Here is a 25,637-nt window from a genome sequence, read left to right as displayed (position 1 = left end):
CAGACGTGGGCCATGGTTTCGTGGTCGGGGGGTGATTTGACCAGACTCTTTACCTCAGACGAAATGTGAACCCTGAGTATTCCCGGCTCTTTAACAAAGACCAATTCCCACGGGTTTCTTAAATCACGCAGAAATCAATTTCCCCGTGACTCACTCCCGGCCGCAGCCTCCTTGGCGCGGTCGAGCAGCGCCCGGCGTTCGGGTTCGGAGTGGGCGACCGCGGCGGCCTGACGGAACAGGGCCGCCGCCCGGCCGGGATCGCCATTGCGTTCTGTCAGGTCGGCCTCGGCGGCAATGGCGAGCGGATAGCCGTCCAACGCGCCGCCGACGCGGGCCCGGGCGAGCAGAGTCAACCCGGCCGCCGGGCCGTACGCGTAGCCGTGCGCCACAGCGCGGTTCAGCTCGATCACCGGCGACGGCTGGACCTCGGCCAGCCGGTCGTAGCAGGCGGCGATGGCCGTCCAGTCGACGGCGTCGGCCGAGGCGGCGGTGGCGTGGCAGGCGGCGATCCTGGCCTGCAGGGCGTACGGATCGTCCTGCGGCGCCTCGGCGAGGACGCGCAGACCCTCGTCGATCGCGGCGTGATCCCAGCGGCGCCGGTCCTGCCTGTCCATGGGAAGCAGGTTGCCGTGCCGGTCCCGGCGGGCCTTGCGCCGGGAATGCTGGAACAGGAACAACGCCAGCAGCCCCGAGATCTCGCCCTGGTCCGGCATGAGCCGCCGCAGGAGCCGCGCCAGGCGGATCGCCTCATCGGCGAACGCGGGCGGGCCGTCGGCGTTGTAGCCGTGGGTGAACAGCAGATACAGCACGGAGAGCACGCCGGGAAGCCGCTCGCCGAGCGCCGGGCCGGTCGGCACCCGATAGGGGATGCGAGCATCGGCGATCTTCGATTTGGCCCGGGTCAGGCGGCGTGTCATGGCCGACTCGCTGACCAAGAAGGCGCGCGCGATGTCGGCGGTGGGCACCCCGCAGATCGTCCGCAAAGTGAGCGCCACCCGCGACTCCAGGGCGAGCGCCGGGTGGCAGCAGGCGAAGATGAGCCGCAACCGGTCGTCCACGAGCTCCTCCTGTGCCTGTCGCTCCGGCATGGCCGGATCGGCGAGCGCGGCCAGTTCGGCCAGCTTCCGGCGTTCGACCGAGGCCCGGCGCAGCACGTCGATCGCGCGGTTGCGCGCCACCGTCATCAGCCAGCCGCCCGGGTTGCCCGGCACGCCCTCCTCCCCCCATCTCTGCAGGGCGAGGGCCAGCGCCTCCTGCGCGCAGTCTTCCGCCAGCGTCCAGTCGCCGGTGACGCGGATCAGCGTGGCGACGATCCTCGTATACGAGTCCGCGCTCGCGGACGCCACGGCGTCCGCGAGCCCGTCGTTCACGTCGTCACCCGTCCAGTTCGGCCAGCGGGCGCAGCTCCATCCGCCCTCTCCGCGCCATCGGGTGGGTGCGGGCCACCTCGATCGCCTCGTCGAGATCCGCGCACTCCAGCAGGTCGAAGCCCACGATCACCTCCTTGGTCTCCGCGAACGGGCCGTCCGAGACCAGCAGCTGCCCGTTGCGGACCCGTACCGTCGTGGCCGCCGACGTCGGCGCCAGCACGCTGCCCTGCAGGCGACGGCCGGCGGCGTCGTTGTCCTCCACCCACGCGTAGATGTCAGGGTCAGGCGAGGGGTCGGTGTCGGGCTCGGCGTCGGTGCAGACGAACATCATGTACTTCATCGTCACTCCTTTGTCTGTGACCTCACCACGATGACGAACGGCCCACCCACTTCCGGACACCACCCTCCCAACTTCCTTGGCCCCTTGGTCCCTTGGTTCCTTGGTCCCTTGGTCCCTTGGTTCCTGCGCGTGATCATGCAGAAGTTCGATAATCGAGGGCCTGAGCAGGGATTTCTCTCATCGTGATCATGCAGAAGTTCGTGGATTGCCGTGTTGACCTGCGCGGATACATTTCGTGATCATGCACGATCGGCGTCGTGCATGATCACGGAACGCGGAACCGCAGGTGGGGTCATGCGTGGTCGAACTTCTGCATGATCACGACAGGGGAAGGCCCAGGCAGTGGCGGTTTCCGCGAAGTTCTGCATGATCACGGGGAAGGCGGGGGGAAGAGCCCATGGTGGACCAGAGGCACAGACACGTAGTCGAGATATATCCAGACAAGGTGATCAAGCGGTTTCGCTCCCGATCACGCGACGAGCCGTACTGCGAATGGCGGGCGTTGACCCTCCTCTCCCGCCATGCCCCCGGGCTCGCCCCGGAGCCGCTCCAGGCCGAGCTATACGGCGATCAGCCGACAGTGGTGATGTCCCGGCTCGGCGGCAGCCAGCTTCGCGGGACGCGGGTGCCCCAGGACCAGATCACCGCACTGGCGAACGCCCTCACCACCCTGCACACCGCCGTTCCTCCTTCAGTGCTCACCACATTGCCGCTTCGGCGGGGTCACGCGGTCGAACTCGTCGAACTGGTCGGTGCTTGGGCGCCCGAACCCGCTCCACCCGTCGTACGGCACGCCATGTCGGAAGGCAGGCGATGGCTGGAGAAAGAGGCGGGCGGCTTCCGGGCGCCGCTCGGCCAACCGGTGTTCGGCCGTGGTGACAGTAATCTGGCCAATTTCCTTTGGGACGGCTCCCGCGTGCGAATGGTCGACTTCGAAGACTCCGGCCGCAGCGATCGGGCCTTCGAGCTGGCAGAGGTGACCGAGCACGTCTCCACCTGGGTGGACAGCGACTTCGATCATCGCGCCTTCCTCGACCACTTCGATCTCGGCCCATCCGAGCGGGGCCGTCTCGGCGCCGCACGCCGACTGCTCGCACTCACGTGGCTTCGCGTCCTCGCCGGCGACGATGCCGACAACCCGCGCAATCCTCCCGGCACCCTTGAACGACAGGCCGAGCGTGTCCTTGAGTTGCTGGCCGCCTGAAGGCGAATCAGGTCGGCTGGGCCGAAGGCAAAACCGGCAGAGGCCACCCGAGGTCGACTTGCCAGGTGTCCTCGAACGGTCCAGTCCGCTCATCGATCAGCGCAATCACCTGTTCGCGGGCTCTCTCGACCGCCTGATGCTCCGCGTCGCTGATGACGCCCAGGCGTCGGCCATGCGTGTATTCGTCCTCGTCCTTCCATCGATAAGCGGACAGGTCCGGCTCCACCACGAGGTCGAGCAAGAGGTCGAACGTGTCGATCCCCAGAGCGGTGCGCCGATAAGGCCGCTGGAAGTTCACGTACCACCGCTGCAACCGGTGCTGCGGGTCGTAGAACTGGCCGACACCGTAGTAGTCGCCGGTCCTCTGGCTGCTGACCCAGATGGTGTCGCGCCAGATCCACCTGCCGAGCCGCCATCGCCCCGATGCGAGGTTGTGAATCGTCTGTTTCCTGACCACCGGGTCTCCGGTCCGCAGCCACAAGATCCAATCCGTGGGCGCCAGGCTCACGGCTCCTGGCCAGCACGCCAGTGCCAGCCTTTCGCCGTCGTCCAGCAGCACGCGCTGAGGCGACGCCGTCCAGGTCTTCTCGCGGAAGACGTCTCGGCGTACCACCGTCTCCCCCACGTCGAACCGTGCCCTGACCGGTCCCATGTGCAGCCCCTCGACGAAAGATCGAGATTCATGACTTCATCTTCCGGCGGAAGGCCGGAAGATGAAGTCATGCCCAGTCAACCCGATCTTCCGCCGGCAGCCGTCGAAGCCGCGCTCGCCGCGTATTCCGCACATTCAGGCAAAGCGGTCGAGGAGCGAATTCGGCTCGCGGTGGAGGCGGCCGCTCCCTCGATCGTGGAGCAGGAGCGTGAACGCGCCTCCGCGGACGACTTCCCCGAGGAGGTCGCCCGGTGGGACTTCATCGAGACCTATCCGGTGACTCCCGTCGCCATCACCTGCGCGCACGAGGACTGCCGCGCAGCCGTCCTGGCCGGCCTGGAGCCTCCGTACACGTTCGGGCAGGTGTACGGCGCCGTCTGGGATCACGAGGAAGAACACGCGCCGCATGTCTGAGGGATCGTCGCCGGCGCTGATCGTGGTGAGCGGCTCCCCCGGGTCGGGGAAGACGACCCTGGCACATCGCGTCGCGCGAACGCTGGGGTGCCCCGCGATCTGCCGTGACGAGATCAAACAGGGCATGGTGCACACCGCTCGCGATGGCGGCGAGCTCGACAAGCGGACGCTTACGGCCTTCTTCGACGTCGTGGGCGTGCTGCTCAGAGCCGGGGTGACCGTCGTCGCCGAGGCCGCGTTTCAGGACAGGCTCTGGCGCCCGAATCTGGAGCCGCTGGCCGATCTCGCTCGGATACGCGTCGTCCGCTGCGTGGCCGCCGCCGCAACCGCACATGAGCGAATCGACCGGCGATTCAGGGAGAGCCCACTTCGCGCGGCGCACTCCGATCACGCCCTCCTCCAGGCAATTGCCGAGGGCGATTACACAGTGGATTCCTTCGTCCCCATTTCTATGGATGTACCAACGCTGACGGTGGACACCACGCATGGTTATGACCCGAAATTTCAAGAAATCGTCGCATTCGCCTCCTGAAAAGCGGCCTCGGAAAACTGTCGTACGCGAGCGCTAGCGTCAGGCCGCGTGAAGTGAGTCGTGCCCGGAGCAGCGGCGACTCGTCACAGCGACAGAAGGGCGGCACGATGACCCACCCCGCCGACTACGGCGTCCCGGGATCGCTGGCGCGCGTGCTGGCGGACGTGGCCGCGGAACGGGCCGCGCAGGACGACATCTGGGGTGTGCAGGAACACCCCGACGGCACGGCACCGCACTACACGGCCGCCGCCGACGAGGCCAAGCAGGCGCTGGCCGACGCCGCGGCGAGCGGAGCGGTGACCTGGCGGCACATCCTGCACGAAGAGGTCCTGGAGGCGTTCGCAGAAAGCGAGCCGGAGCGGTTACGCGCCGAACTCATCCAGGTCGCGGCCGTCGCCGTCAAGTGGGTCCAGGCGCTGGACCAGCGCACCGGGCCTTGACCGCCCGTACGGAACAACCCGCATCGATGTCGTCTCGGTTGAGAGCGACGTGACGGGCGGGTCCGTCGATAGAGTTGTGAAGCTTCCCTCGCCCCACCACGAAAGGCCAGAGATCACCCGTGGCTGATTCGTTTGTTCACCTGCATGTTCACACTGAGTACTCGATGCTCGACGGTGCGGCGAAGATCGGCAAGCTGGCCACGCGGGCGGCTGAGCTGGGGATGCCCGCCATCGCGATGAGCGACCACGGCAACATGTTCGGCGCCTACGAGTTCCAGTCGAAGATGAAGGCCGCCGGGGTGAAGCCGATCATCGGCATCGAGGGCTACATCAGCCCGGAGTCCCGCTTCTACAAGCAGCCGGTGTTCTGGGGCGAACCCCACCAGCGCAAGTCCGACGAGCGGACCGGCCTCGGCGGTGACGTGTCGGCCAGCGGCACCTACCTGCACAAGACGATGTGGGCGGTCGACGCGCAGGGGCTGCGCAACCTGTTCAGGATCTCTTCGCTGGCCTCCCTCGAAGGCCACATGAAGAAGTACCCCCGGATGGACGACGACCTGTTCGAGCAGTACCACGAGGGCATCGTCGCCACCACCGGCTGCCCGTCCGGCGCCGTCCAGACCCGGCTCCGGCTCGGCCAGTACGACAAGGCGCTGGAGCACGCCGCGAAATACCAGGAGATCTTCGGCAAGGAGAACTACTTCCTGGAGATCATGGATCACGGCGGCATCCCGATCGAGACGGGCGTGCGCGAAGACCTGCTCCGCATCGGCAAGACGCTCGGCATCCCGCCGCTGGTCACCAACGACTCCCACTACGTCACCGAAGACCAGGCCACCGCGCACGACGCGTTGCTCTGCGTCGGCACCAACTCCCAGATCAGCGACCCGAGCCGGTTCCGCTTCTCCGGCAACGGCTACTACGTGCGCTCAGCCGAGGAGATGTGGGAGCTCGACCACTCCGACCTGTGGGCGGAGGGGTGCAAGAACACCCTGCTGATCGCTGAGCGCGTCCAGTCGTACGACGAGGTCTTCGCCCACCGCGACCTCGCCGCCAAGTTCCCGGTCCCCGAAGGGGAGACCGAGATGAGCTGGCTGCGCAAGGAGGCGGAGCGCGGGGCGGTCCGCAGGTACGGCGACCCCGTGCCGGCCGACGTGATGGAGCGGATCGAGTACGAACTCGGCGTCATCGAGAACATGGGCTTCCCCGGCTACTTCCTCGTCGTCGCCGACATCTGTAAGTACGCGCGCGACAACGGCATCTGGATCGGCCCGGGCCGAGGCTCGGCCACCGGCTCGATGGTCGCCTACGTCACCGGCATCACCGAACTCGACCCCATCGAGCACTCCCTGCTGTTCGAGCGGTTCCTCAACCCCGAGCGCATCTCGATGCCCGACGTCGACCTGGACTTCGACGAGCGCAGGCGCGGTGACATGATCCGCTACGTCACCGAGCGGTACGGCGAGGACAACGTCTCGCTGATCATCACCTACATGACGATCAAGTCGAAGGCGGCCGTGAAGGACTCGGCCCGCGTGCTCGGCTATCCCTTCCTCGTCGGCGAGAAGATCACCAAGGCGTTCCCGCCCGCCGTCATGGGCAAGGAGATCCCGCTCACCGGCATCTTCGACGACAAGCACCCCCGGTACGCCGAGGCCACCGAGCTGCGCAAGCTGTACGAGGAAGACCAGGACGTCAAGCAGGTCATCGACACCGCGCTCGGCCTGGAGGGCCTCACCCGGGGCACCGGCGTGCACGCGGCCGGCGTCATCCTGTCGTCCCAGCCTCTGATCGACGTGATGCCGATCTTCATGCGGCCCGACGACGGCGCCCGCATCACCGGCTTCGACGGGCCCAGCAGCGAGAACATGGGCGCGCTGAAGATGGACTTCCTCGGCCTGCGCAACCTGACCGTCATCGGTGACGCCGTCCAGAACATCAAGGACAACCGAGGCCTCGACCTCGACATGTTGTCGCTGTCCCTGGACGACAAGGCCACCTACGACCTGCTCGCGCGCGGCGACACGCTGGGCGTGTTCCAGCTGGACAGCTCGATGATGCGCGACCTCACCAAGCTGATCGCCCCGGCCCGGTTCGAAGACATCTCATCGGTCCTGGCGCTGGGCCGTCCCGGCCCGATGGGCGCGAACGCGCACACCAACTACGCGCTCCGCAAAGCCGGGCAGCAGGAGATCAAGCCGATCCACCCCGATCTCAAGGAGGCGCTCGAGCCGATCCTGGGCACCACCTACCACCTGGTCGTCTACCAAGAGCAGGTCATGGCCATCGCCCAGCAGCTGGCCGGTTACACCCTCGGCGGCGCCGACATCCTGCGCCGGGCGATGGGCAAGAAGAAGAAGGAGGAGATGGACAAGCAGTGGGCCACCTTCTCCACCGGAATGCTCGGCAAGGGGTACACCGAGCAGGCCGCCAAGGCCGTCTGGGACGTCCTCGAGCCCTTCAGCTCCTACGGCTTCAACAAGTCCCACACCGCCGGATACGGGCTCGTCTCCTACTGGACGGCCTACCTGAAGGCGAACTACCCGGCCGAATATATGGCCGCCCTGCTCACGTCGGTCGGCACCAACAAGGACCGGATGGCGCTGTACCTCGCCGAATGCCGACGCATGCGGCTGAAGGTCCTGCCGCCCGACGTCAACGAGTCCGGACTGCGGTTCAGCGCCGTCGGCGAGGACGTGCGGTTCGGACTGGGCGCGGTGCAGAACGTCGGTGAGAACGCCATCAACGGCATCATCACCGCCCGCTCCACGAAGGGCGCCTTCACCGACTTCAACGACTTCCTGACGAAGGTCCCCCAGGTCGTCTGCAACAAGCGCACCATCGAGTCGTTGATCAAGGCCGGGGCGTTCGACGAGCTCGGCCACCCGCGCCGGGGCCTGGTCCAGATCCACGACCAGGCGATCGACTCCGTCATCGACGTGAAGCGCAAAGAGGCTCTGGGCCAGGACTCGTTGTTCGGCGCATTCGACGACGACGACAGCGGAAACGGCAGCGTCTTCCACGTCGCGATCCCCGAAGGGGAATGGGACAAGAAGACCAAGTTGTCCTTCGAGCGGGAGATGCTCGGCCTGTACGTCTCCGATCACCCGCTCAACGGGGCCGAACGCATCCTTGAGCGCAACCGCGACCTGACCATCGCCGCTGTGCTGGACGGTCAGGCCGGGTTCGGCAACGTCCGTATCGCCGGCATCATCTCGGGCGTCGACAAGAAGGTCACCAAGAAGGGCGACGTGTGGGCGATCCTCACGATCGAGGACCACGACGCGTCCATCGAGGTGCCGTGCTTCCCCAACACGTATCAGCTGTATGGCACCAACCTGGCGCCTGACCTGGTCGTCTCCGTCACCGGACGCATCCGGTCCCGCGGCGACGGCGAAGACGCCACGGTGTCGTTCAACGCCACGGACATCTCGTTCCTCGACATCTCCGGCATCCAGGCGGACGGGCGTGAGCCCATCGTCATCGCCCTTCGCGAGGAACGGGTGACGGCGGATCTCGTCGGCGAGCTCAAGCGGATCCTGACGCAGCACACGGGCGAGACCCCCGTACGGCTACGTGTGGAACGCCTGAACCGCAAGATCCAGCTCGTCGAACTGCCGGACTATGCGGTCAACCTCACCAACGGCGCGTTCGCCGGTGACATCAAGGTCCTTCTCGGCGCGAACGCGCTGGTCGGCCCCTGACGGGTGTCCGGTCGCCCGCAGACGCGGGCGACCGGGGCGGCGGGCGGCAGCTGGTCGCTGAACCGGCCCCTGCCCGCGCATGCGCTCACCGGCCCTTTGCCGGCGGGAACGCCTGACCCTCGTACGGCTAGGCCTGGCCGAGCACGAACATGATGTGCACGTTCTCTCCGTGTTCGACCTCACCGGTGCGCTGGAAGCCTGACTTCTCGAGCAGCCGCACCGAGCCGGTGTTCCCGGCGAAGGGGTCGGCGTAGAGCGGCCGGACCGGCTCCTCCTCGAGGAACAGCGCAAGCGCCCTGGTGCCGATGCCCCGTCCCCAGAAGGGCCGGCCGAAGACGTAGCCGATGAACCGCCGGTCCTGCTCCCACCAGGACACGACACTGCCGGCCGTCTCCCCGTCCACGACGACCGTCCGCACCAGCACGGTCGGGTCCCCGAGGACCTTCGTGGCCCAATGGGTCATGAAGCGCTCCCGCTCCCGAGGCGTGAACCTCGACCGCCGGACCGTCTCGGGGTCGTGCTCATGCTCAAAGAACAGCTCCAGATCGGCCTCTTCGACCGGCCTCAGCCACACGTCGTCGCTCATGCGGGCGAGTCTCGCACGGGCCACCGACAACTCAGCCGTTGGAGATGATCCGCTCGGGCTTGATGACGAAGATCACGCGCACCTGGTCGCGACCGCCGTACCAGGGGTAGGGCTTGCCGAGATATTTGTGGGCGAGGGCGTCGATGTGGTCGGCCGCGCCTTCGGTGGTGACGTCCACCACGCGGCCGCGCACCTGGAAGTAGCGGGACGGGTCGCCGGGGTCGGAGACCGCGACGGCCACACGCGGGTCGCGCTCGATGTTCCTGGTCTTGACGTGGCTCTGCACGCTGTTGATCAGCACATGTTCGCCGTCGGTGTCCACCCAGGTCTGGGTCAGCTGCGGCGATCCGTCGGGCATCAATGTGGAGAGGTAGCACAGGCTCGGCCGCCGCAGCAGCTGGAGCAGTTCATCGGGAAGTGTCACGGCGGTCTTTCGGCCAGTGGGGGGTGCCGCGCCCTCGCGGGCCGCTCGGCACGTTTTGCGCTGAGCAGCATAGCCGCCGAACCTGGCAGAACCCGGTCTTACACGATCACGCCGGGGTGGGGGCCTGCGCGGTGAACGCCATGACCACGCCGCCGAGTTGTGCGCGCAGCTCGGCGGGCGTGATCCGGGGGTCGAGCAGCGCGCTGACGCACTGGCGGCGCAACGCGCGGTTGAGGGACTGCGCGGACTCGTCGGTGAGCCCGGGGTAGGCGAGCCGGACGGTGCCGGCCAAACCGACGATCTCGGTCTCCAAGGCCTCGTCGAGGGTGGTGCGGAAGGTGTCGATGCCGAGGTGTGTGGCGGCGAGCACCGACGGCATGACGAAGGCCCCGGCCGCGCTGGTCAGCATGTCGAGGCTGTCCGACAGGAAGGCGTGCGGGTCGCTCTGGGCGAGGTGGCCGTGGCGCCGCCGGAACGTCGTGCACAGTCGCTCCAGGTTGTCCGGCGACAGCCCGAAAAGCAGCAGCTCACGCTTGTTCGCGAAGTAGTGGTACAGGCCGCCGACCGACATCCGGGCGGCCCGTGCGGCTCTGGCCATGGTGATCTCGCGTGCGCCGTACGCGCTGATGAGCGGAGCCACCGCGAGGAAGATCTCCTGCTGTCGTCCGATGCGATCCTCGGCGGGTCGCCCGGGTTTTCCGAACGTCACGGCCAGTTCCTTCCGACAATCCTCACCATACTTGTGCGCTCCGGACACGGCCTGAAGACTCCGAACAGCGGTGTTCACCGCGAAATCCAACCGACATCTGGGGGACGACCATGGCCGAAAGCAATGTGGAGATCATCAGGCGGGTCTACGACGCCTTCGTGACGCGCGACTTCGCCGTGATCGCCGAGCTCTTCGATCCGGAGATCGAGATCTTTCAGTCCGACGCCCTGCCCTGGGGTGGGAACTTCAAGGGACACGAGGGCGCGGTGACCTTCTTCACCACGTTGCTGCAGCACATCGACTCGCAGGTGACAGCCGAGCGGCTCATCGACGCGGGCGACCACGTCGTCGAGGTCGGGCGCACCGCGGGACGCACCGTCGGCACGCAGACGCCGTTCGACGTGCCCGAGTTCCACGTGTGGCAGCTGCGCGGAGGCAAGGTCATCCGCCTGGAGTCCTACATCGACAACCCGGCCATGCTCGCGGCCCTCGCCTGAGCGCCGCCGAGGGACGTGGATAACATCCGATCATGACCTCGGCGTTCCACGAGCCCCGTGACATCGTTCTTCTCGGGTCGACCGGGTCGATCGGCACCCAGGCGATCGACGTCATCATGCGAAACCCCGGCCGTTTCCGGGTCGTCGCCATATCGGCGGGCGGGGGCGACCTCGGCCTCCTCGCCCGCCAGGCGCTCGACCTCGAGGTCGGCCACGTCGGCATCGCCGCGGGTGACGCGGAAGACTTCCGCGCGGCGTTCCAGGCGGAAGCCGTACGGCGGGGCAAAAGCCCGGCCGGGTCCTCCGTACCGGAGATCGTCTGCGGACCCGACGCGTCGGGGCAGCTGGCCGCGTTGCCGTGCGACGCGGTGCTCAACGGCATCACCGGGTCGGTCGGCCTCGCACCCACGCTCGCCGCGCTGCAAGCCGGAAGCAGGCTGATCCTCGCCAACAAGGAGTCCCTCATCGTGGGCGGCCCGCTGGTGAAGAAACTGGCGGCGCCCGGGCAGATCATCCCGGTCGACTCGGAGCACTCCGCGATCTTCCAATGCCTGCAGGGCGGCAGGGCCGAGGAAGTGCGGCGCCTGGTCGTCACCGCCAGCGGCGGGCCCTTCCGTGGGCGCACCACGGCAGAGATGGCGGGCGTAACACCGGAGCAGGCGCTGGCCCACCCGGTGTGGAACATGGGGCCGGTCATCACGGTCAACTGCGCGAACCTGGTCAACAAGGGTCTTGAGGTCATCGAGGCCCACCTGCTCTTCGACATCCCCTTCGACCGGATCGAGGTGGTCGTCCATCCGCAGGTGATGGTGCACTCGATGGTCGAGTTCCACGACGGCTCGACGCTGGCCCAGGTCGCCCCTCCCGACATCCGCATGGCCCTGGCGCTGGGGATGAGCTGGCCCGAGCGAGTTCGGGACGCGGCTCCCGCCTGCGACTGGACCACGGCGTCCACCTGGGAGTTCCTGCCCGTCGACCACGACGCCTTCCCGGGGCTGCGCCTCGCCTGCGCGGCCGGCGAGGCCGGGGGGACGACGCCCGCGGTGTTCAACGCCGCCAATGAGGAGTGCGTCGCGGCGTTCCTCGCCGGGCGTCTGCCGTTCCTCCAGATCACCGACACGGTCGAGCGTGTGATGAGCGAGCACGACCCGCTCGCCGGCGCGATGACGCTGGAAGGCGTGCTCGCCACCGAGGCGTGGGCACGGCGACGGGCCCGGGAGCTGACCGGCTCCTGACGACCCGCGGAGACGTCAGAGCGGGAGGGGCACCGCCGGTGTGCCATCGGGCTCGTAGAACTCCTTGAACGTGAACGCGTCCGGCCCCGGGCCGTCGGCGCGGATCAGCCGCAGACGGTCCATCGACTCGGCGAGCGACGGCCGGTGTCCTTCCCGCACCCACCACATCAACGTGTACGGCTCGGCCGTTCGGTGGAACCATTCGCGGCGACGACGCAGAACCTCCAGGTGGGGGCTGCGGTAGACGAAGTTCCACAACGCTTCGCGTGACTCCCACACCGACAGGTTGACCAGCAGGTCGTCGCCGTACTCGTGCGTGATCACCTCGGTGGGGTCGTCGCTGGCCTGCATGCGCCAGACGAAACCGGGGGCGGAGTCGGCGATGCGGTAGACCGGCTCCAGGGCCGAGACGAAGTCCGCCAGCGTGGAGGAGTCGATGGGCGCGACGAGATGGGCCACGTTCAGCTGGGCGAGATGCATGATCCGCACTCTATGTCAGCCTTAATTGTTTTTAGAAGACCCATCTTCCGGGGGAAGGAACGCGACACAACACTCGCCCGGCCGCGGATCGAGCCTGACGGCGGTCCGACCAGCGCCAAGGCCACGCAGCAGGCCCTGGCACATGGCGAGATTCATCGAGCACACGAGCAGCGGATGCGTCTGCGCCGGCACCTGGAACGGGCAGTTGCGCAGCCTGATCCGGCCGTCCTCCTCGTACGGTTCGTAGCCACGTTCGGCGAGCAGTTCGGCGATGCCGGTCTGCTCGCTCGCCGCCGCCAGTCGCTCACCGGTACGGCGGGCCACGGCCTCCGCTTGTTCGTTCCCGTCGAGCAGGTCGACCACCTCGGCCAGCACGAGCGCGAGCGTGCGGTAGTCGCGGGGCGGCAGGCTCACCGTGCGCTCACCCGCGGCCCTGCGGTACACCTTGGCGGGCCGCCCGCTGCCGGGGCCCGAGCGGTCGTTGAGCCTGCGGAAGCCGACCTCAAGCAGCCCGGCTTCGACCAGTTTGTCCAGGTGGAAGGCGGCGAGCGTGCGCTGGACGCCGACCGCATCGGCAGCCTCGCCCCGCCCGACGTCACGCCCTCGGTCGGCCACGAACCGGTACAGGCTCCTGCGTACGGAATCGGCCAGCACGCTCATCGACTCGAGGTCGTCGCTTCCCACAGCCCGGAGTTTAGGCGCCCCCGAGGCGATCCCCCTCTCTTGCGCGCGCGATCACCCACCCCTTGCGCGTGGTCACCACCCCTTGCGCGTGGTCACCACCCCTTGCGCGTGATCATGCAGAAGTTCGGCGACATGCCCCACGAGCTGCACAAACCCTCGCCGTGATCATGCAGAAGTTCGCTCGCATGCCGCGCGAGCTGGGCAAACACATTTCGTGATCATGCAGAAGTTCGGCGGCGTGCCGTATGAGCCGGGGAAACGCACAAGGTGATCATGCACTGACCACAACAGTGCATGATCACGAACAGCAAAAACCCAGGCACGAGTGCCGATCCCCGAACTACTGCATGATCACGAACCGTGAACGCGCAGTTCAGACCTGCAATTGCCGAACTTCTGCATGATCACCATCCGAGGGTGTGCAGGTCAGATGCACAATCACCGAGCTTCTGCATGATCACGCGCAAGAGGGGGGGATCACGCGCAAGGGAGGGATTGATCGCTGCGAGGATGAGGTGTGTTCAGTTTCGTGTCGTATGACGGGACCGTGCTGGCCTACCACGAACAAGGCGAAGGATCGCCGCTGGTATGCCTGCCGGGCGGGCCGGGGCGGTCCTCGGCCTATCTGGGCGACCTCGGCGGCCTGGCAACCCGGCGCCGACTCGTCCTGCTCGACCCTCGGGGCACCGGGGAGTCCGCGCCGCCGGCCGACCCCGCCACCTACGCGGCCGATCGCATGGTGGCCGACGTCGAGGCGCTGCGCGCCCACCTGGGCCTGGAACGCATCGACCTGCTCGGGCATTCGGCCGCCGGAGCGTTGGCGTTGCTCTACGCGGCCCGCCATCCCGACCGGATAGGCCACCTCGTGCTGGTGACACCGAGCATGCAGCCGGTCGGGCTCGAACTGGGCGACGCGGAGTGGTACGCCCGGATCGAACTCCGGGCTGGCGAGGACTGGTACGACAGCAGGCTGCCGGACCTCAAGGCGTGGGACGCAGGCGACGAGAGCAGGCGTCTGCAGGCGCAGGCGTTCTTCTACAGCCCGTGGAACGAGACCGCCGACGCGCACGCCACCCGGTTCGCCGGACGCTCAGCGGAGGTCGCCGAACGTTTCCTCGCCGGCCTGCCCCCGGCCGAGGAGACCCGGAAGGCACTGACGAAGGTCGCCGGACCCGTACTGGTGATCGCCGGAGAGCTGGACCCGGAGCCGGTGCCCGCGCAGGCGGCCGAGGCGGCCGGGCTCTTCCCGTACGGCACCAGCCTGACGCTTCCCGGAGCCCACTACCCCTGGGTCACCGCGCCGGACGCCTTCGCCGACGCGGTCGGGAGCTTCCTCGACGGCCCCGCTCAGACAGGCGTCTGAACGGTCTCCCGTACGGCAGGCCGGGTGAGGCGGCGGCCGAGACGCTGGGCGGGCGCCTCGATCAGGCGGTGGGTGAGGTAGCCGAGCGGCACCAGGACGAGGAAGAACACCGGCAGGTTGGGCACGACCTGCAGTAGGAGCGGGTGCAGCAGGTAGAGGGAGAAGCTGATCACCCCCAGCCGGGCCGGCCACCGGGGGAACGTCCTGTGCCGCAGCGCGAAAACGCCGGCGAAGAACACGACGGCGAGCAGCATCGCGGGCGCCCAGCCCGGGTCGTCCTTGGCGAACATGCCGCAGGCCAGCACCGTCACGACGGCGGCGACGGCCGTGCGCGGGCGGATCGTCCCCTGCTCGGCGCGGTGGACGGCGGTGCCCGCGAACATCATGGCCAGGATGGTCAGCCCCTGCCACGCGCCGATGCGGCTGCCCAGGACGACCAGCGTGAAGCCGAGCACCCCGCCCGTGACGGCGGCCGCCGTGCGCACGGCCCCGCCCGCCCGTGCCGACACGACGACGACGGCGACCACCGCGACCCCGAGGACCGCGGCGACCAGGTCGGCACGCCCGCCGATGAGGGGGCGCGGGACGAGGAGACCGAGCGGCACGGCCACCACGGCGAGCACGATGGCCGCCGTGGCCGACCGGTGCGCCTGCCGTACGGCGAACAGCCCGACGGCCATCAGGTAGAAGGCCATCTCGTACGACAACGTCCACATGACGTTGATAACGGCGGGCACGCCGAGCAGTTCCTGCAGCATCGTCGTGTTGCCGAGCACGACGAGCGGCAGGGGGCGTGTGCCGAGCCCCGGGTGCAGGTCGAAGGCTCCGCCGTACGCGAGAAGCAGTGCGAGCACGAACGCGGTCAGCAGGAGAGGGAGAAGGCGGAAGGCCCGTCCGATCCAGAAGGCGCGCAGGTCGCCGCGCCGCTCCAGAGAGGCGGGGATGATGTACCCGCTGACCAGGAAGAACACGAACACGCCGAACGTGCCGACGTCGATTCTTCGATCCACGACCGCCCACGCGGCCGGGATGAAGGTCCATGCGGAGTGGTGCAGCGCGACGGCCAGAGCGGCAGGTCCGCGCAAGAAGTCCAGCCAGGCCAGCCGGGAGGGAGTCGGCATTCGTGAGACTTTAGGCGATATGCCTTAATTGTGACCATCGACACCGTGACATCACCGGTCTAGGCATCACCCCGCACGTAGCCCGCCTCGACGACGAGGGCGGCCATGGCCTTGTAGCGGGCCGGGTCGTCGGGGGTGAACGCGGCCAGGCCGTCCACATAGCGGTTGTACATGCAGAAGGCGGCCGCGATCAGGACCACGTCGTGGATCTCCACATCGGAGGCTCCGGCGGCCCTGGCCGCGGCCACGTGCTGCTCGGTCACCGCCTTGCCGCTCTGCCGTACGGCTCCCGCGATGTCGAGCAGCGCCTTCATCTTCCCGGAGATGTGCGCGGCGGCCGGGTCGGCGCAGATCTCCTCGACGGGGGCGGTGCCCTCCGGAAGTTGCGCCTCGGCGGACGCGGCGTGCGACGAGTAGCAGAACCGGCAGTCGTTCTCGGCCGACACGTAGGCCGCGATCAGCTCCCGCTCGCCCCTCGACAACGAGTTGTCCCCGCGTAACAGCACCTCGGCCAGCTCGCTCAACGGGCGCCCGGTCTGGGGCCGGAAGTTGAGCAGCCCGACGATGCCCGGGAGGTCGTTGCCCAAAGTGATGTGCGCCATGAGGACTCCTCGGCGAGTGGTGATCAGCGTGCTTCAGGGGCAGCCTGAGCGATCACGATCGCCGGGTCAACCTCTCGGGCCGCGAGGGTTCAGGCGGTCGTGTCGACGGGCTCCGCGGTCTGCGGTTCGGCCACGGCGGCGGGCCCCCGCACCACCACGACGGCCACCACGATCGCGACGGCGACGAGCGCCGCGCCGACGACGAAGGCGAGCCGGAAGCCGCCGGTCAGCGCGTCGGCCGCGGAATGGCCCGCCGCCGTCAGCGCCTCCGTACGAGAGGCCGCCAGGGTCGACAGGACGGCCACGCCGAAGGCCGCGCCGAGCTGCTGGGTGGTGTTGAACAGCCCGGACGCCACGCCGGCGTCCTCGGGCCTGGCCCCCGACATGCCGAGCGAGGTCAGCGCGGGCAGCGCCAGTCCGAAGCCGCCCGTTAGCAGCATCGCCGGCAGCAGGTCGGTGACGAACACGCCGTCCACCGGCAGGCGGACCAGGAGCAGGCGGCCCGCCAGCACGAGCACCAGACCGGCGAGCAGCACGGCCCGCTCCCCGAACCTCGCGGACAGCCGCGCGGAGAACCCGAGCGAGAGCACGCCGATGGAGACGGCCGCGGGGAGCATCGCCAGACCGGTCGCGGTCGCGTCGTAGGCGAGCACCTCCTGCATGTAGAGCGCGATGAGGACCTGGAAGCCGAACAGTGCCGCGACCATCAGCATCTGAACCACATTGGCTCCCCAGACGTTGCGCGACCGGAACACGCGCAACGGCAGCAGCGGGCGTGCCGCGGTCGCCACCCGGGCGACGAACCCGGCGAGCAGCACGACCCCGAGCACGAGGGGGATCAGCGTGCCGCGCGACACCCACCCGTACGGCTCGGCCTGGACGACGGCGTAGACGAGGAGCATCACCCCGGCGGTGACCAGCAGGGCGCCGAGGGCGTCGGCGCCGGCGCGGAACCCGAGCCCGCGGTCGCCGTCCAGGACGTACACGGCCAGCAGCCCGGCGATCACCCCGAACGGCAGGTTGACGAAGAACACCCAGTGCCAGCCGAAGGCGTCGGTGAGCACGCCGCCGAGCACCTGGCCGATGGAGGCGCCGACCGAGCCGGTGAAGGCGAAGGCGCCGATGGCCCTGCCCCGCTCGCGCGGCTCGGGGAACAACGTGACGATCATGCCGAGGCTGACGGAGGAGGCCATCGCTCCCCCGGCGCCCTGGACGAACCGGGCCGCGATCAGGGCCTCGGGGCTGCCCGCCGTGCCGCACAGCAGCGAGGCGGCCGTGAAGACGACCAATCCGGCGACGAACATGCGCTTGCGCCCGATCAGGTCGCCCAGCCGTCCGGCCAGGAGCAGCAGGCCCCCAAAAGCGATCATGTACGCGTTGACCGTCCAGGTCAGCGTGGCCGGGGAGAACCCGAGGTCGCGCTGGATGTCGGGCAACGCCACGGTGACGATGGAGCCATCCAAGATGATCATCAACATGCCCGCGCAGAGCACGGCGAGGGCGAGCCCACGGGATCGCGTGAGTGACATACGGCAACTCCTGTCGGAAGGGACGACAAGTGAGACCGTAGCAGATTGATCTGTAGTAGACGATCCTTTACGGAACTACTTTGTGCGCTGGCGAGCCCGCCTGATCGCCTGCGGGTTCTCCACGGGGGTCGCCAGGTGCCCTTCCACCAGGCGCTTCATGGCGTCGAGGAACGTCTCCCGCTCGCCGGGCGGCAACGCGCCCAGGGCCTCCGCGTGCACTCGGTCGACGATCTGCTGGCTCTGCTCGGCGACCTGAGCGCCCTTCTCGGTGACCGCGACGATCCGGGCACGCCGGTCCGTGGCCGAGGGACGACGCTCGGCCAGGCCGGCCTCCTCCAGCGCGTCGACCGTCACCACCATCGTGGTCTTGTCCATGTCGCCGATCTCGGCGAGCTGGATCTGCGTGCGCTCCTCCCCGAGGGCGTGGACCAGCACGCAGTGCATCCGGACCGTGAGACCGATCTCCGCCAGCGCCGCGGACATCCTGGTCCGCAGCACGTGGCTGGTGTGGTCGAGCAGGTACGACAGGTCGGGCTCGGTTCGCGCGGGGGCCATGGCGGTCATACGGCGAGTCTAACAATTGGTTTCGTGACAGATAATCTCGCGCCGGATGCTTTTCGCAGGCCGTCGAGCCTTACGGGCGGCGGGCCCGGGATATCAGTCGCGGCGCTCCCGCTCGTACGTGAGGATCTCCCCGGTCGAGGGGGAGATCTCGACCTCGTGCTCGTAGGGGCCCTTCACCAGCTCGACCTCCCACTGGAGGCGGCCGTCCTCCCGTTCGAGCTCCGCCTCGGTGACCCGGGCGCCGGGCACCCGCTTCCTAGCGATCGCGACGGCCTCTCGGTAGGTGATCTGGGCGGCGCCTTCCTTGGGCAGGGACGCCGGCCCCTTCCCGGGGTCCGCCGGCGAACCCCCCGCGGTCGGGGCGAGTGAGGAGGAGGCGAACGCGGCCGGAACCGCCACGCCGACGAGGGCGGCCGTCCCGGCCGCCGCGATGGTCACCTTCGCCGTGTCGGTGAAGCGTCGTGTTCTCGTCATGCCCCCACGGTGCGCCCGACCGTGACAAGCCCGCACCCAGGCATCGTTAAGGAGGTCCCCATTGAACGGCCATCAGGGCACCGTCGTCCCGCGTGCGGATCGAGCGGGACCCGGGCGTCAGCCTCGGGGACGCGCCGCGATCGCCTCTTCCCACGACTTCAGGAAGGCGGGATAACCGGCGGCGAACTCGCGCAACACCCGGTCGCCCTCCGGGGCGAGCGCGGTCATCTCGTAGGTGACCTCGACGGTGCTGTGGCCGTCCGGCGCGTCGTCGAGCCGCACGGTCACGATTCCCGCTCGGGACCCGGGCGTGACGCGCGCGTAGGACACCCGCCGTCCCCGCTCGCGGTCGAGCACCACCCACGTGGTGAGCTCCCCGTGCGCGTCGGTCTCGAAGACCGTGCCGGGAGCGCTGTCGTCATCGGTGTCCACGGCGAAACGCGGCCGCCAGCCGTCCACCCACGACTCCTCGCCGCGCGGCGTGAACAGGACGAACGCCTCACGTGGCGGCAGCGCGACGCCGATTCGCCCGGTGAGGCGGTGTTGCGCGCCGCTCGCTGGCGCCGGGCGTCCGCCGGGGGCGGCGCGGAAGGCCAGCCCGCGTTCCTCCAGTGCGCCGCGCAGGACGCCCATGGCGTTCGGCCCCATGCCGTGCAGGGCGAGGACCTCCGCCTCTGTCACCTCGCTGAGCTGTTCGAGCCTGCTGAGTCCGGCCCCGGCCAGCGCACGCCGCGCGGGGGCGCTCAGCTTGGGGAGATCCGTGTCCATCGCGTGCCTCCTCGTTCCGGCCTTCGCATTGTCCCGCCCACCGGCCGTACGGAAAATCCGTTTGCAGGAGGCGATGCCACGTCGTCACCCTTGGCGGCATGAATGTCCCTAATCGGCAGATCCGTGCCGCCTACACGGAGGAGTCCATCACCGTCTATCAGGCCTACAGCCCGGCCATCGCCGGCCCGGCGGTCGCGGCGCAACGGTTCGTCCCGCCCTTCAAACGGGAGCGCATGACCTGGATCAAGCCGTCCTTCTGCTGGATGATGTACCGCTGCGGCTGGGCCGCGAAGCCCGGCCAGGGCCGCGTGCTCGCCATCGACATCACCCGCGAGGGTTTCGAATGGGCTCTGGCCCATTCCTGCCTGAGTCACCCCGACCGCGCGGAAGGCCGTCAGGTGGACCACGCGGAGTGGAGGCGGAGGCTGCACGAGAGCCCGGTGCGGATCCAGTGGGACCCCGAACGCGACCGCCACCTGCGCCCGCTTCCCCACCGGTCGATCCAGATCGGCCTGTCGGGCGAGGCAGTCGAGCGTTTCGTCGACGACTGGATCGTCGCGATCACCGACGTCACCGCCCGCGTCCACGAGCTCCACGCGGACCGTTCCGGTGACTTCCCCGTCGAACACCCGTATCCCTTGACAGCGGATCTCGCCCGGACGATCGGCGCGACGCCCGATAGCGTCGGCTGACCGGCGTCGTGCCGCACCCGTCCACACCCGCCCGTTGATCGACTCCCGACAAGGTCTGTCAGACTACGGCGCGTGGAATTCCGTGTGCTCGGCCCCCTCGAAATGGTGCACGACGGGCGTTCGCTGGCCCCCTCCGCAGCCAAGGACCGGGCATTCCTCGGCGAACTCCTCGCCCATCCTGGGCAGCTCGTGTCCACGGAGCATCTGGCCGACGCCCTGTGGCCGGACAACCCGCCGGCCGACCCGGCGAACGCCGTACAAGTGCGCGCCTCCCGGCTTCGCGCGATGTTGCGAGAGGTGTCCGGCGACGCGGACGGCGCCGGCGTCCTGCGGACACGGTCGGGCGGGTACACCCTCGACCTCGACCAGGCGACCACCGACCTCGGCCGGTTCGAAACCGCGGTGCGCCATGGGGAGAAGGCCGAGGCAGCCGAGCCCGACGACGAGCCCCCGGCCGCCGGCGCCATCGCCGAGGCCCTCGCGCTGTGGCGGGGAGACCCGTTCTCCGACGTGCCGCACACCTCCTGCGTGCTTCTCCAGGCGGCCAGGGCCGAGGAGCTGCGCCTGACCGCGGCGGAGTCCTACGCCGACCTCTGCCTCGCCGAAGGCACGCTTCCCGCTTCGCTCGTCGCCGACCTCGCCGAGCAGGCCGCGCTCAACCCGCTCCGCGAGCCGCTTCACCACCGCCTGATCCGCGCCCTGCGCCTGAGCGGCCGCTCGGCCGAGGCACTGGCCGCCTACGACCGCCTGCGCACCACCCTCGCCGACGAACTCGGTGCCGACCCGAGCCCGGACCTGCGCCGCCTGCATCAGGAGATCCTGGCCGAGGAACGCCTCCACGAGCCGCCGTCCGTACCGGCGCCCGTGAACGCGCCGCCTGGGGACGCGACCACTGAGGTCGAGACGGTGAACCCGGTGAGCACGGCTCCGGAGGGCGACCGCACCCCCGAAAGCCCCGCGGAGGCGAGGGACGAGGCAGCGACCGAGAACCGGCCGGACGGCGACCGGCGCCGCCGCCGCGCACTCATCGCGGCGGGGGCCGGGCTCGTCCTCGCGGCGGGCGTGACCGGAGCCGCCGTGGTCCGCATCTACGAACCCCCCGTGGTCGTGGTGCCCGACGTGCTGCGGCCGATCCCCGGAGACGACTCCCGGCTCGACGCCGACGTGACCTATCCGGACGGAACCGAGGTCAAGGAGGGGGCGAAGTTCGACAAGGTGTGGCGGCTCGCCAACTCCGGCACCGTCGAGTGGCACGACCGCTATCTCGAGCGGCAACTCCCCTGGGACGGCCCGGACGTGTGCCGTTCGCCGCGGCGCGTCCCCATCCCCGACACCCGGCCCGGCCAGTCCGTGCTCGTCCGCGTTCCCGTCGAGGCGCCAGGCACGCCGGTCCGGTGCAAGGTCTACTGGAAGATGGTCGACCGGAACGGCATCCCGTACATGCCCCAGCTCAAGGGCATCTTCTTCGACGTGACCGTGATCTCCTGACCTGTGCCTTCACTCGTACGGCAGGGCCGTACAGAAGGAATGCAGGAGTCCCCGGCACGCTGCTCGACGCCGCCCCGCACAGGTGGCGGCGCAGCGGACCGAAGGGAACTCGCAGACGTGAAAAGGAACCTCGCGAAAGCCGCGGCGGCGGGCGCTCTCGCGCTGCCGATGCTGGCCGGTCTGGGCGGGACGGCGCATGCCGAGACCAACCCCGCATGCTCGAGCGGCGTGACCCAGATCGGGTCCACCGCCTACATCACCTCGGGCGGGCAGACATTCGCGTCGGTGAAGCAGTTCAAGGGGTGCAACAAGAACTACGCCTACCTGTACGTCTGGGAGGGCTACCGCAGCACCCACAGCTCGTGGCACGCGTGCGTCTCCATCGCGACGACCACCTCGTCGGGGGCCGGCAACACCATCCAGGACGTGCGGTGCAACGACGGCAAGTTCACCGAGCTGTGGTCGTCGGGCGCCAACACCCTGGCGGACTGCACGGTCGCGGTGGGCTGGGTCGGCTATGGCCCGATCCCGTTCAGCGGTGAGCCCATCGGCCGTACGAGCGTGCGATGCTGACGCCGGCGCGGGCCCTTCGCATCGTCGCGGGAACGGCCGCGACGCTCGCCCTCGCCGCCGCGACCGCCCTGACGGCGGCTCCGGCCTCGGCGGCGTCCGCGAGTTGCGGATCCGGCTACACCTTCCTCGACTCGTATGCGATCAGGGGGCTGAACTCGGGGCGCACGGGCGGCTACGTCTCGCTGTACTGGAGCAACGCGACGGGCAAGAACTGCGCCATCGCCACGCCGATCAGCTCCTGGTCGGGCCTGGTGAACCACCTCGACGTGCAGCTGACAACCCCCTCCTACCCCGGGTTCGTGGACGACGGGCTGGACGCGAACTACCACTACTACGCCGGGCCGATCTACATCTCGGCCCGCGGCGAATGCGTCGACGTGGGCGGCTACTTCGACTACGGCGGCGAGCGATTCGCGGGGCACGCGTACGGCGTGCACTGCGGCTGATCCGCCACCGGCCCGCCCTCACGGGGGCGGGCCGGTCAGCCGGTTGCCAGGTTGTGCGCGGTTCGGCCGTCTCAGGACTCGGCGGCGCTCGGAACCGCGTATCCCGCGACGGACGGCCAGCGCACGGTGAGCACCACCGAATCCTCTTCCGCCCGCCAGGAATGGTCGACGCCGTAACCCCACACGACGTAGTCACCCTGCTCGGCGAGCAACACGCTGCGCCCGGGCACCTCCACCCGGAACCGCCCGCTGATCAGAATCAGCAACGCGGTGCGATGCTCGCCCCTCACCCACTGCGCCCGCTCGTCGCCCCGGGGATGCACACCCCACTTGATCTCGACGTCCTCGCTGTGCCGTACGTCGCCGAGCGGCTTGAAATGGCCGAGCAGCCAGCCTCGATCGCTCGCCGCGTCCACATCCGCGCGGCCCACGTACACGTTGCCCACCGAGTTCTCGGTGAGGCTCTCCGCCAGGTCGTCCGTCACGGGCGGCGACGGTAGCACGACCGGACGGGGGCGGCCGTCCCCGGTCAACCCGCGCAGACCAGACGGGCCGCGGTGTGCAGCCAGTCGGTGAGCACGGCGGCCTCGTCGAGCGCGTCCGCGCCGGCGACGAGGGCGCGCACCTCCGGAGAGGTGAGACTGCGCACGATGCCGATCAGCTCGATCGCGTGCACCCGCATGCGCGGCGTGGCCGGGCCTCCCGCTTCGTCGGCGAGGAACGCGGTGACCCGGTCCTCGTAGTCGGCCCACATGCGCAACATCCTCGACCGCAGGGACTCCGACCCTCCGTATCCGCGGTGAAAGCCCTCGATGCCCTGTCCGGGGCCGCGTTCCCGATCCATGGCGCCGATCAGCACCTGGGCGACGGCCTCGGCGTGCGTGACATCCGCCGGACGCCGGCGCATCGCGTCGATCAGCTCGTCGATCAGCCAGGTGTCGGTGAAGACCAGGTCTTCCTTGGACCGGAAGTACACGAACAACGTCTTCACCGACACGTTCGCGGCGTCGGCGATCTCGGCGACGGTCACCTCGTCGAAGCCGCGTTCCTCGAACAGCCGCTCCGCGGCGTCGATGATGGCCTGCCGGGTGAGCGCCTTCTTGCGTTCGCGCAGCGGCAACGCCGTGAGGTCCGTCATGCCGTCACCCTAAGCCAGACTCACTTACTTTTTCCATTCGATATCACTCTAGGTTGACACGACCAAGGGTAACTGACTTACCTTATTTATGCACTCACCCTTGTGATCGGAGTCCATCGTGATGCCCCACGCCCCTAAGGCGTTGTCTCCCCGTGCCGTTCTGGTGCTGCTCGTCCCCCTGTCCCTGGTGTTGTTCATCTCCAACCTGGACCAGACGATCGTGGCCGCCGCCCTGCCGAGCATCGGCCGGGATCTCGGCGACCTGGCCGACATGCCGTGGATCGCCACCTCCTATCTGCTGACCAGTGCGGTCACCACGCTCCTGCTCGGCAAGCTCGGCGACATGTACGGCCGCAAGCCGGTGTTCCTCTTCTCGATCGCGGTGTTCCTCATCGGATCGGTGTTGTGCGGGATCGCGCAGTCCATGGTGTGGCTGGTGCTGTTCCGCGCCCTGCAGGGCATCGGCGGAGGCGGGCTCAACTCGCTGGTGATGGCCATCATCGGAGACGTGGTGCCGGCCCGGCAGCGGTCGAAATACCAGGCGCTCACCGGCATCGTCGCGACGGTGGCGCTCATCGCCGGGCCGCTGCTGGGCGGCTCGTTCTCCGACGCCCTGTCGTGGCGGTGGATCTTCTACATCAACGTGCCGATCGGCGTGCTCGCACTGGCCGTCTCGGCGGCCCGCCTGCACCTTCCGCGGCCCGCGTCCCGGGGACGGGTCGACCTCGCGGGCTCACTGCTCGCCGCCGTCTTCACCACCACGACGCTGCTGTACGCCGACTGGGGCGGCACCCGGTATGCCTGGGGCTCACCGGTCGTCGTCGGCCTCATCGCCGTGAGCGTGGCCACTCTGGCCTTCTACCTCGTGGTGGAGCGGCGGGCGGCCGAGCCGATCACACCGCTGCACCTGTTCCGCAGCGGCATCTTCACCATCGCCTCCGCCCAGTTTCTGATCGCGACGCTCGTGCTGTTCGTGGCGATGTTGTACGTTCCGCTGTTCCTGCAGACCGTCCAGCACCGCACGGCCTTCACCTCGGGCCTCTTCGTCATCCCGATGCTGGCCGGGCTGGTCGCCGCGACCGCGGTCGCCGGGCCGCTCATCACCAGGACGGGGCGGTACAAGATCTATCCCGTTCTCGGCGCCGTGCTCACCGGGACCTCGATGGCGGTCATCAGCCGGGCCGGCGCCGGGACCGACGACCTCGCCCTGATCGTGCCGCTGGTCTTCGCCGGGGCAGGCATCGGCCTCTTCGTCCAGGTCGCCCTGCTCGCCGGGCAGAACGCGGTCGAACACCGCCACCTCGGCGTCGCCACCGGCGCACTGAACTTCTTCAAGAGCCTCGGAGGCGCGTTCGGCGCGGCCGTCTTCGGCGCCATCCTCACCGCCCGGCTCGGCGCGGGCGGCGCCGATGCCGCACATGTGGTGGCCGCCTTCCAGACCGTCTTCTTCTGGACCGTGCCCTTCATGGCCGTCTCGCTGGTCCTCGCCCTGATCATGCGGGAGAAGCCGCTGTCAGAGGAGATGATCGACGTCGTCGAAGGCAAGGTCGAGGTCCCCGAATACTGAGCCCAACCACCCGTGGCGATCCGTGCCGACTTGCGGAGGAA

General features: G+C 68.8%; 29 protein-coding genes. 13 read left to right on the top strand and 16 right to left on the bottom strand.

Annotated features, from left to right (window positions below; genetic code table 11):
* Positions 1-134 precede the first annotated feature (134 nt).
* On the bottom strand, positions 135-1,370 hold the full coding sequence (locus tag Pth03_RS04770) for an RNA polymerase sigma factor (RefSeq protein ID WP_203942866.1): 1,236 nt from the start codon (positions 1,368-1,370) through the stop codon (positions 135-137).
* Between the two features lie 4 nt (positions 1,371-1,374).
* Positions 1,375-1,710: a YciI family protein gene (locus Pth03_RS04765; protein ID WP_203942865.1), complete on the bottom strand. Its 336-nt coding sequence runs from the start codon at positions 1,708-1,710 to the stop codon at positions 1,375-1,377.
* A gap of 445 nt (positions 1,711-2,155) precedes the next feature.
* Between Pth03_RS04765 and Pth03_RS04760 the strand changes: the two genes are divergently transcribed.
* Positions 2,156-2,914 (top strand): phosphotransferase, encoded by a 759-nt coding sequence (locus tag Pth03_RS04760; protein ID WP_203942864.1) that lies wholly within the window; start codon positions 2,156-2,158, stop codon positions 2,912-2,914.
* A gap of 7 nt (positions 2,915-2,921) precedes the next feature.
* Here Pth03_RS04760 and Pth03_RS04755 read toward each other — a convergent pair whose 3' ends face one another.
* Positions 2,922-3,566, bottom strand: coding sequence for a ribonuclease FAU-1 family protein (locus Pth03_RS04755; protein ID WP_203942863.1), 645 nt, complete (start codon positions 3,564-3,566; stop codon positions 2,922-2,924).
* Between the two features lie 69 nt (positions 3,567-3,635).
* Between Pth03_RS04755 and Pth03_RS04750 the strand changes: the two genes are divergently transcribed.
* The 4 genes from Pth03_RS04750 (at position 3,636) to dnaE (ending at position 8,656) form a co-directional block, all read left to right on the top strand.
* Positions 3,636-3,980: a hypothetical protein gene (locus Pth03_RS04750; RefSeq protein ID WP_203942862.1), complete on the top strand. Its 345-nt coding sequence runs from the start codon at positions 3,636-3,638 to the stop codon at positions 3,978-3,980.
* On the top strand, positions 3,973-4,512 hold the full coding sequence (locus Pth03_RS04745) for a P-loop nucleotide/nucleoside kinase family protein (RefSeq protein WP_203942861.1): 540 nt from the start codon (positions 3,973-3,975) through the stop codon (positions 4,510-4,512). Before Pth03_RS04750 ends, Pth03_RS04745 begins: the two co-directional genes overlap by 8 nt.
* A gap of 107 nt (positions 4,513-4,619) precedes the next feature.
* A complete protein-coding gene (locus tag Pth03_RS04740) occupies positions 4,620-4,952 on the top strand; it encodes a hypothetical protein (RefSeq protein WP_203942860.1) in 333 nt (110 codons plus the stop codon).
* Positions 4,953-5,071: 119 nt separating this feature from the next.
* On the top strand, positions 5,072-8,656 hold the full coding sequence (gene dnaE / locus Pth03_RS04735; RefSeq protein ID WP_203942859.1) for a DNA polymerase III subunit alpha: 3,585 nt from the start codon (positions 5,072-5,074) through the stop codon (positions 8,654-8,656).
* Between the two features lie 127 nt (positions 8,657-8,783).
* Here the strand turns inward: dnaE and Pth03_RS04730 are convergent, their stop codons facing one another.
* From Pth03_RS04730 to Pth03_RS04720, 3 genes are all read right to left on the bottom strand, one after another.
* Complete coding sequence (locus Pth03_RS04730; protein ID WP_203942858.1) at positions 8,784-9,242, bottom strand: GNAT family N-acetyltransferase; 459 nt, start codon at positions 9,240-9,242, stop codon at positions 8,784-8,786.
* 31 nt (positions 9,243-9,273) lie between these two features.
* A complete protein-coding gene (locus Pth03_RS04725; protein ID WP_203942857.1) occupies positions 9,274-9,666 on the bottom strand; it encodes a PPOX class F420-dependent oxidoreductase in 393 nt (130 codons plus the stop codon).
* Between the two features lie 106 nt (positions 9,667-9,772).
* On the bottom strand, positions 9,773-10,375 hold the full coding sequence (locus Pth03_RS04720; RefSeq protein ID WP_203942856.1) for a TetR family transcriptional regulator: 603 nt from the start codon (positions 10,373-10,375) through the stop codon (positions 9,773-9,775).
* A 110-nt stretch (positions 10,376-10,485) separates the two neighbouring features.
* On the opposite strand from Pth03_RS04720, the gene Pth03_RS04715 reads away from it, so the two are divergent.
* On the top strand, positions 10,486-10,872 hold the full coding sequence (locus tag Pth03_RS04715) for a nuclear transport factor 2 family protein (protein WP_203942855.1): 387 nt from the start codon (positions 10,486-10,488) through the stop codon (positions 10,870-10,872).
* A gap of 32 nt (positions 10,873-10,904) precedes the next feature.
* Positions 10,905-12,107, top strand: a complete 1,203-nt coding sequence (gene dxr, locus Pth03_RS04710) for a 1-deoxy-D-xylulose-5-phosphate reductoisomerase (protein ID WP_203942854.1) — start codon at positions 10,905-10,907, stop codon at positions 12,105-12,107.
* Positions 12,108-12,122: 15 nt separating this feature from the next.
* Here dxr and Pth03_RS04705 read toward each other — a convergent pair whose 3' ends face one another.
* A complete protein-coding gene (locus tag Pth03_RS04705) occupies positions 12,123-12,587 on the bottom strand; it encodes a DUF3291 domain-containing protein (RefSeq protein ID WP_239118758.1) in 465 nt (154 codons plus the stop codon).
* Between the two features lie 21 nt (positions 12,588-12,608).
* Positions 12,609-13,271 (bottom strand): helix-turn-helix transcriptional regulator, encoded by a 663-nt coding sequence (locus Pth03_RS04700; protein ID WP_203942852.1) that lies wholly within the window; start codon positions 13,269-13,271, stop codon positions 12,609-12,611.
* A gap of 517 nt (positions 13,272-13,788) precedes the next feature.
* On the opposite strand from Pth03_RS04700, the gene Pth03_RS04695 reads away from it, so the two are divergent.
* Positions 13,789-14,634, top strand: a complete 846-nt coding sequence (locus Pth03_RS04695) for an alpha/beta fold hydrolase (protein WP_203942851.1) — start codon at positions 13,789-13,791, stop codon at positions 14,632-14,634.
* Here the strand turns inward: Pth03_RS04695 and Pth03_RS04690 are convergent.
* The 6 genes from Pth03_RS04690 to Pth03_RS04665 form a co-directional block, all read right to left on the bottom strand.
* Complete coding sequence (locus tag Pth03_RS04690) at positions 14,619-15,755, bottom strand: acyltransferase family protein (RefSeq protein ID WP_203942850.1); 1,137 nt, start codon at positions 15,753-15,755, stop codon at positions 14,619-14,621. The two genes, Pth03_RS04695 and Pth03_RS04690, sit on opposite strands and share 16 nt — an antisense overlap.
* Positions 15,756-15,814: 59 nt before the next feature.
* Positions 15,815-16,357, bottom strand: a complete 543-nt coding sequence (locus tag Pth03_RS04685) for a carboxymuconolactone decarboxylase family protein (RefSeq protein ID WP_203942849.1) — start codon at positions 16,355-16,357, stop codon at positions 15,815-15,817.
* 89 nt (positions 16,358-16,446) lie between these two features.
* Complete coding sequence (locus tag Pth03_RS04680; protein ID WP_203942848.1) at positions 16,447-17,886, bottom strand: DHA2 family efflux MFS transporter permease subunit; 1,440 nt, start codon at positions 17,884-17,886, stop codon at positions 16,447-16,449.
* Between the two features lie 75 nt (positions 17,887-17,961).
* On the bottom strand, positions 17,962-18,450 hold the full coding sequence (locus Pth03_RS04675) for a MarR family winged helix-turn-helix transcriptional regulator (protein ID WP_203942847.1): 489 nt from the start codon (positions 18,448-18,450) through the stop codon (positions 17,962-17,964).
* 93 nt (positions 18,451-18,543) lie between these two features.
* A complete protein-coding gene (locus Pth03_RS04670) occupies positions 18,544-18,924 on the bottom strand; it encodes a PepSY domain-containing protein (RefSeq protein WP_203942846.1) in 381 nt (126 codons plus the stop codon).
* Positions 18,925-19,041: 117 nt separating this feature from the next.
* The gene (locus Pth03_RS04665; RefSeq protein WP_203942845.1) at positions 19,042-19,692 is read right to left on the bottom strand and encodes a hypothetical protein; all 651 of its coding nucleotides are present in this window, start codon (positions 19,690-19,692) and stop codon (positions 19,042-19,044) included.
* A gap of 98 nt (positions 19,693-19,790) precedes the next feature.
* Here Pth03_RS04665 and Pth03_RS04660 point away from each other — a divergent pair, with 98 nt between their 5' ends.
* From Pth03_RS04660 to Pth03_RS04645, 4 genes are all read left to right on the top strand, one after another.
* Positions 19,791-20,384 carry a DUF4291 domain-containing protein gene (locus Pth03_RS04660; RefSeq protein ID WP_203942844.1) on the top strand — a complete coding sequence of 198 codons (594 nt, stop codon included), beginning with the start codon at positions 19,791-19,793 and terminating at the stop codon, positions 20,382-20,384.
* 72 nt (positions 20,385-20,456) lie between these two features.
* Positions 20,457-21,872, top strand: coding sequence for a BTAD domain-containing putative transcriptional regulator (locus Pth03_RS04655; RefSeq protein WP_203942843.1), 1,416 nt, complete (start codon positions 20,457-20,459; stop codon positions 21,870-21,872).
* Positions 21,873-21,989: 117 nt separating this feature from the next.
* Entirely contained in the window at positions 21,990-22,445 is a 456-nt protein-coding gene (locus Pth03_RS04650) for a hypothetical protein (protein ID WP_203942842.1), read from the top strand.
* Positions 22,439-22,891: a spore-associated protein A gene (locus Pth03_RS04645; protein WP_203942841.1), complete on the top strand. Its 453-nt coding sequence runs from the start codon at positions 22,439-22,441 to the stop codon at positions 22,889-22,891. The genes Pth03_RS04650 and Pth03_RS04645 overlap by 7 nt, the downstream gene beginning before the upstream one ends.
* 71 nt (positions 22,892-22,962) lie before the next feature.
* On the opposite strand, the gene Pth03_RS04640 is transcribed toward Pth03_RS04645, so the two are convergent.
* Together Pth03_RS04640 and Pth03_RS04635 are read right to left on the bottom strand one after the other, a co-directional pair.
* Complete coding sequence (locus tag Pth03_RS04640) at positions 22,963-23,376, bottom strand: cupin domain-containing protein (RefSeq protein WP_239118757.1); 414 nt, start codon at positions 23,374-23,376, stop codon at positions 22,963-22,965.
* A 44-nt stretch (positions 23,377-23,420) separates the two neighbouring features.
* Entirely contained in the window at positions 23,421-24,029 is a 609-nt protein-coding gene (locus Pth03_RS04635; RefSeq protein WP_203942840.1) for a TetR/AcrR family transcriptional regulator, read from the bottom strand.
* A 121-nt stretch (positions 24,030-24,150) separates the two neighbouring features.
* Here Pth03_RS04635 and Pth03_RS04630 point away from each other — a divergent pair, with 121 nt between their 5' ends.
* Positions 24,151-25,596, top strand: coding sequence for an MDR family MFS transporter (locus tag Pth03_RS04630; RefSeq protein WP_203942839.1), 1,446 nt, complete (start codon positions 24,151-24,153; stop codon positions 25,594-25,596).
* Positions 25,597-25,637: the final 41 nt, after the last annotated feature.

Origin of the sequence: Planotetraspora thailandica, assembly GCF_016863335.1 — a bacterium.
GTDB classification, from domain to species: domain Bacteria; phylum Actinomycetota; class Actinomycetes; order Streptosporangiales; family Streptosporangiaceae; genus Planotetraspora; species Planotetraspora thailandica.
This window is presented reverse-complemented; position numbering and strand designations above follow the sequence as displayed.

Bases quoted from the DNA above. Each gene is read 5' to 3' on its own strand.
- Pth03_RS04765 (WP_203942865.1), bottom strand. From the start codon at position 1,710: ATGAAGTACATGATGTTCGTCTGCACCGACGCCGAGCCCGACACCGAC.
- Pth03_RS04755 (WP_203942863.1), bottom strand. From the start codon at position 3,566: ATGGGACCGGTCAGGGCACGGTTCGACGTGGGGGAGACGGTGGTACGC.
- Pth03_RS04750 (WP_203942862.1), top strand. From the start codon at position 3,636: ATGCCCAGTCAACCCGATCTTCCGCCGGCAGCCGTCGAAGCCGCGCTC.
- Pth03_RS04745 (WP_203942861.1), top strand. From the start codon at position 3,973: ATGTCTGAGGGATCGTCGCCGGCGCTGATCGTGGTGAGCGGCTCCCCC.
- Pth03_RS04740 (WP_203942860.1), top strand. From the start codon at position 4,620: ATGACCCACCCCGCCGACTACGGCGTCCCGGGATCGCTGGCGCGCGTG.
- Pth03_RS04730 (WP_203942858.1), bottom strand. From the start codon at position 9,242: ATGAGCGACGACGTGTGGCTGAGGCCGGTCGAAGAGGCCGATCTGGAG.
- Pth03_RS04715 (WP_203942855.1), top strand. From the start codon at position 10,486: ATGGCCGAAAGCAATGTGGAGATCATCAGGCGGGTCTACGACGCCTTC.
- dxr (WP_203942854.1), top strand. From the start codon at position 10,905: ATGACCTCGGCGTTCCACGAGCCCCGTGACATCGTTCTTCTCGGGTCG.
- Pth03_RS04705 (WP_239118758.1), bottom strand. From the start codon at position 12,587: ATGCATCTCGCCCAGCTGAACGTGGCCCATCTCGTCGCGCCCATCGAC.
- Pth03_RS04690 (WP_203942850.1), bottom strand. From the start codon at position 15,755: ATGCCGACTCCCTCCCGGCTGGCCTGGCTGGACTTCTTGCGCGGACCT.
- Pth03_RS04685 (WP_203942849.1), bottom strand. From the start codon at position 16,357: ATGGCGCACATCACTTTGGGCAACGACCTCCCGGGCATCGTCGGGCTG.
- Pth03_RS04680 (WP_203942848.1), bottom strand. From the start codon at position 17,886: ATGTCACTCACGCGATCCCGTGGGCTCGCCCTCGCCGTGCTCTGCGCG.
- Pth03_RS04675 (WP_203942847.1), bottom strand. From the start codon at position 18,450: ATGACCGCCATGGCCCCCGCGCGAACCGAGCCCGACCTGTCGTACCTG.
- Pth03_RS04670 (WP_203942846.1), bottom strand. From the start codon at position 18,924: ATGACGAGAACACGACGCTTCACCGACACGGCGAAGGTGACCATCGCG.
- Pth03_RS04665 (WP_203942845.1), bottom strand. From the start codon at position 19,692: ATGGACACGGATCTCCCCAAGCTGAGCGCCCCCGCGCGGCGTGCGCTG.
- Pth03_RS04660 (WP_203942844.1), top strand. From the start codon at position 19,791: ATGAATGTCCCTAATCGGCAGATCCGTGCCGCCTACACGGAGGAGTCC.
- Pth03_RS04645 (WP_203942841.1), top strand. From the start codon at position 22,439: ATGCTGACGCCGGCGCGGGCCCTTCGCATCGTCGCGGGAACGGCCGCG.
- Pth03_RS04635 (WP_203942840.1), bottom strand. From the start codon at position 24,029: ATGACGGACCTCACGGCGTTGCCGCTGCGCGAACGCAAGAAGGCGCTC.
- Pth03_RS04630 (WP_203942839.1), top strand. From the start codon at position 24,151: ATGCCCCACGCCCCTAAGGCGTTGTCTCCCCGTGCCGTTCTGGTGCTG.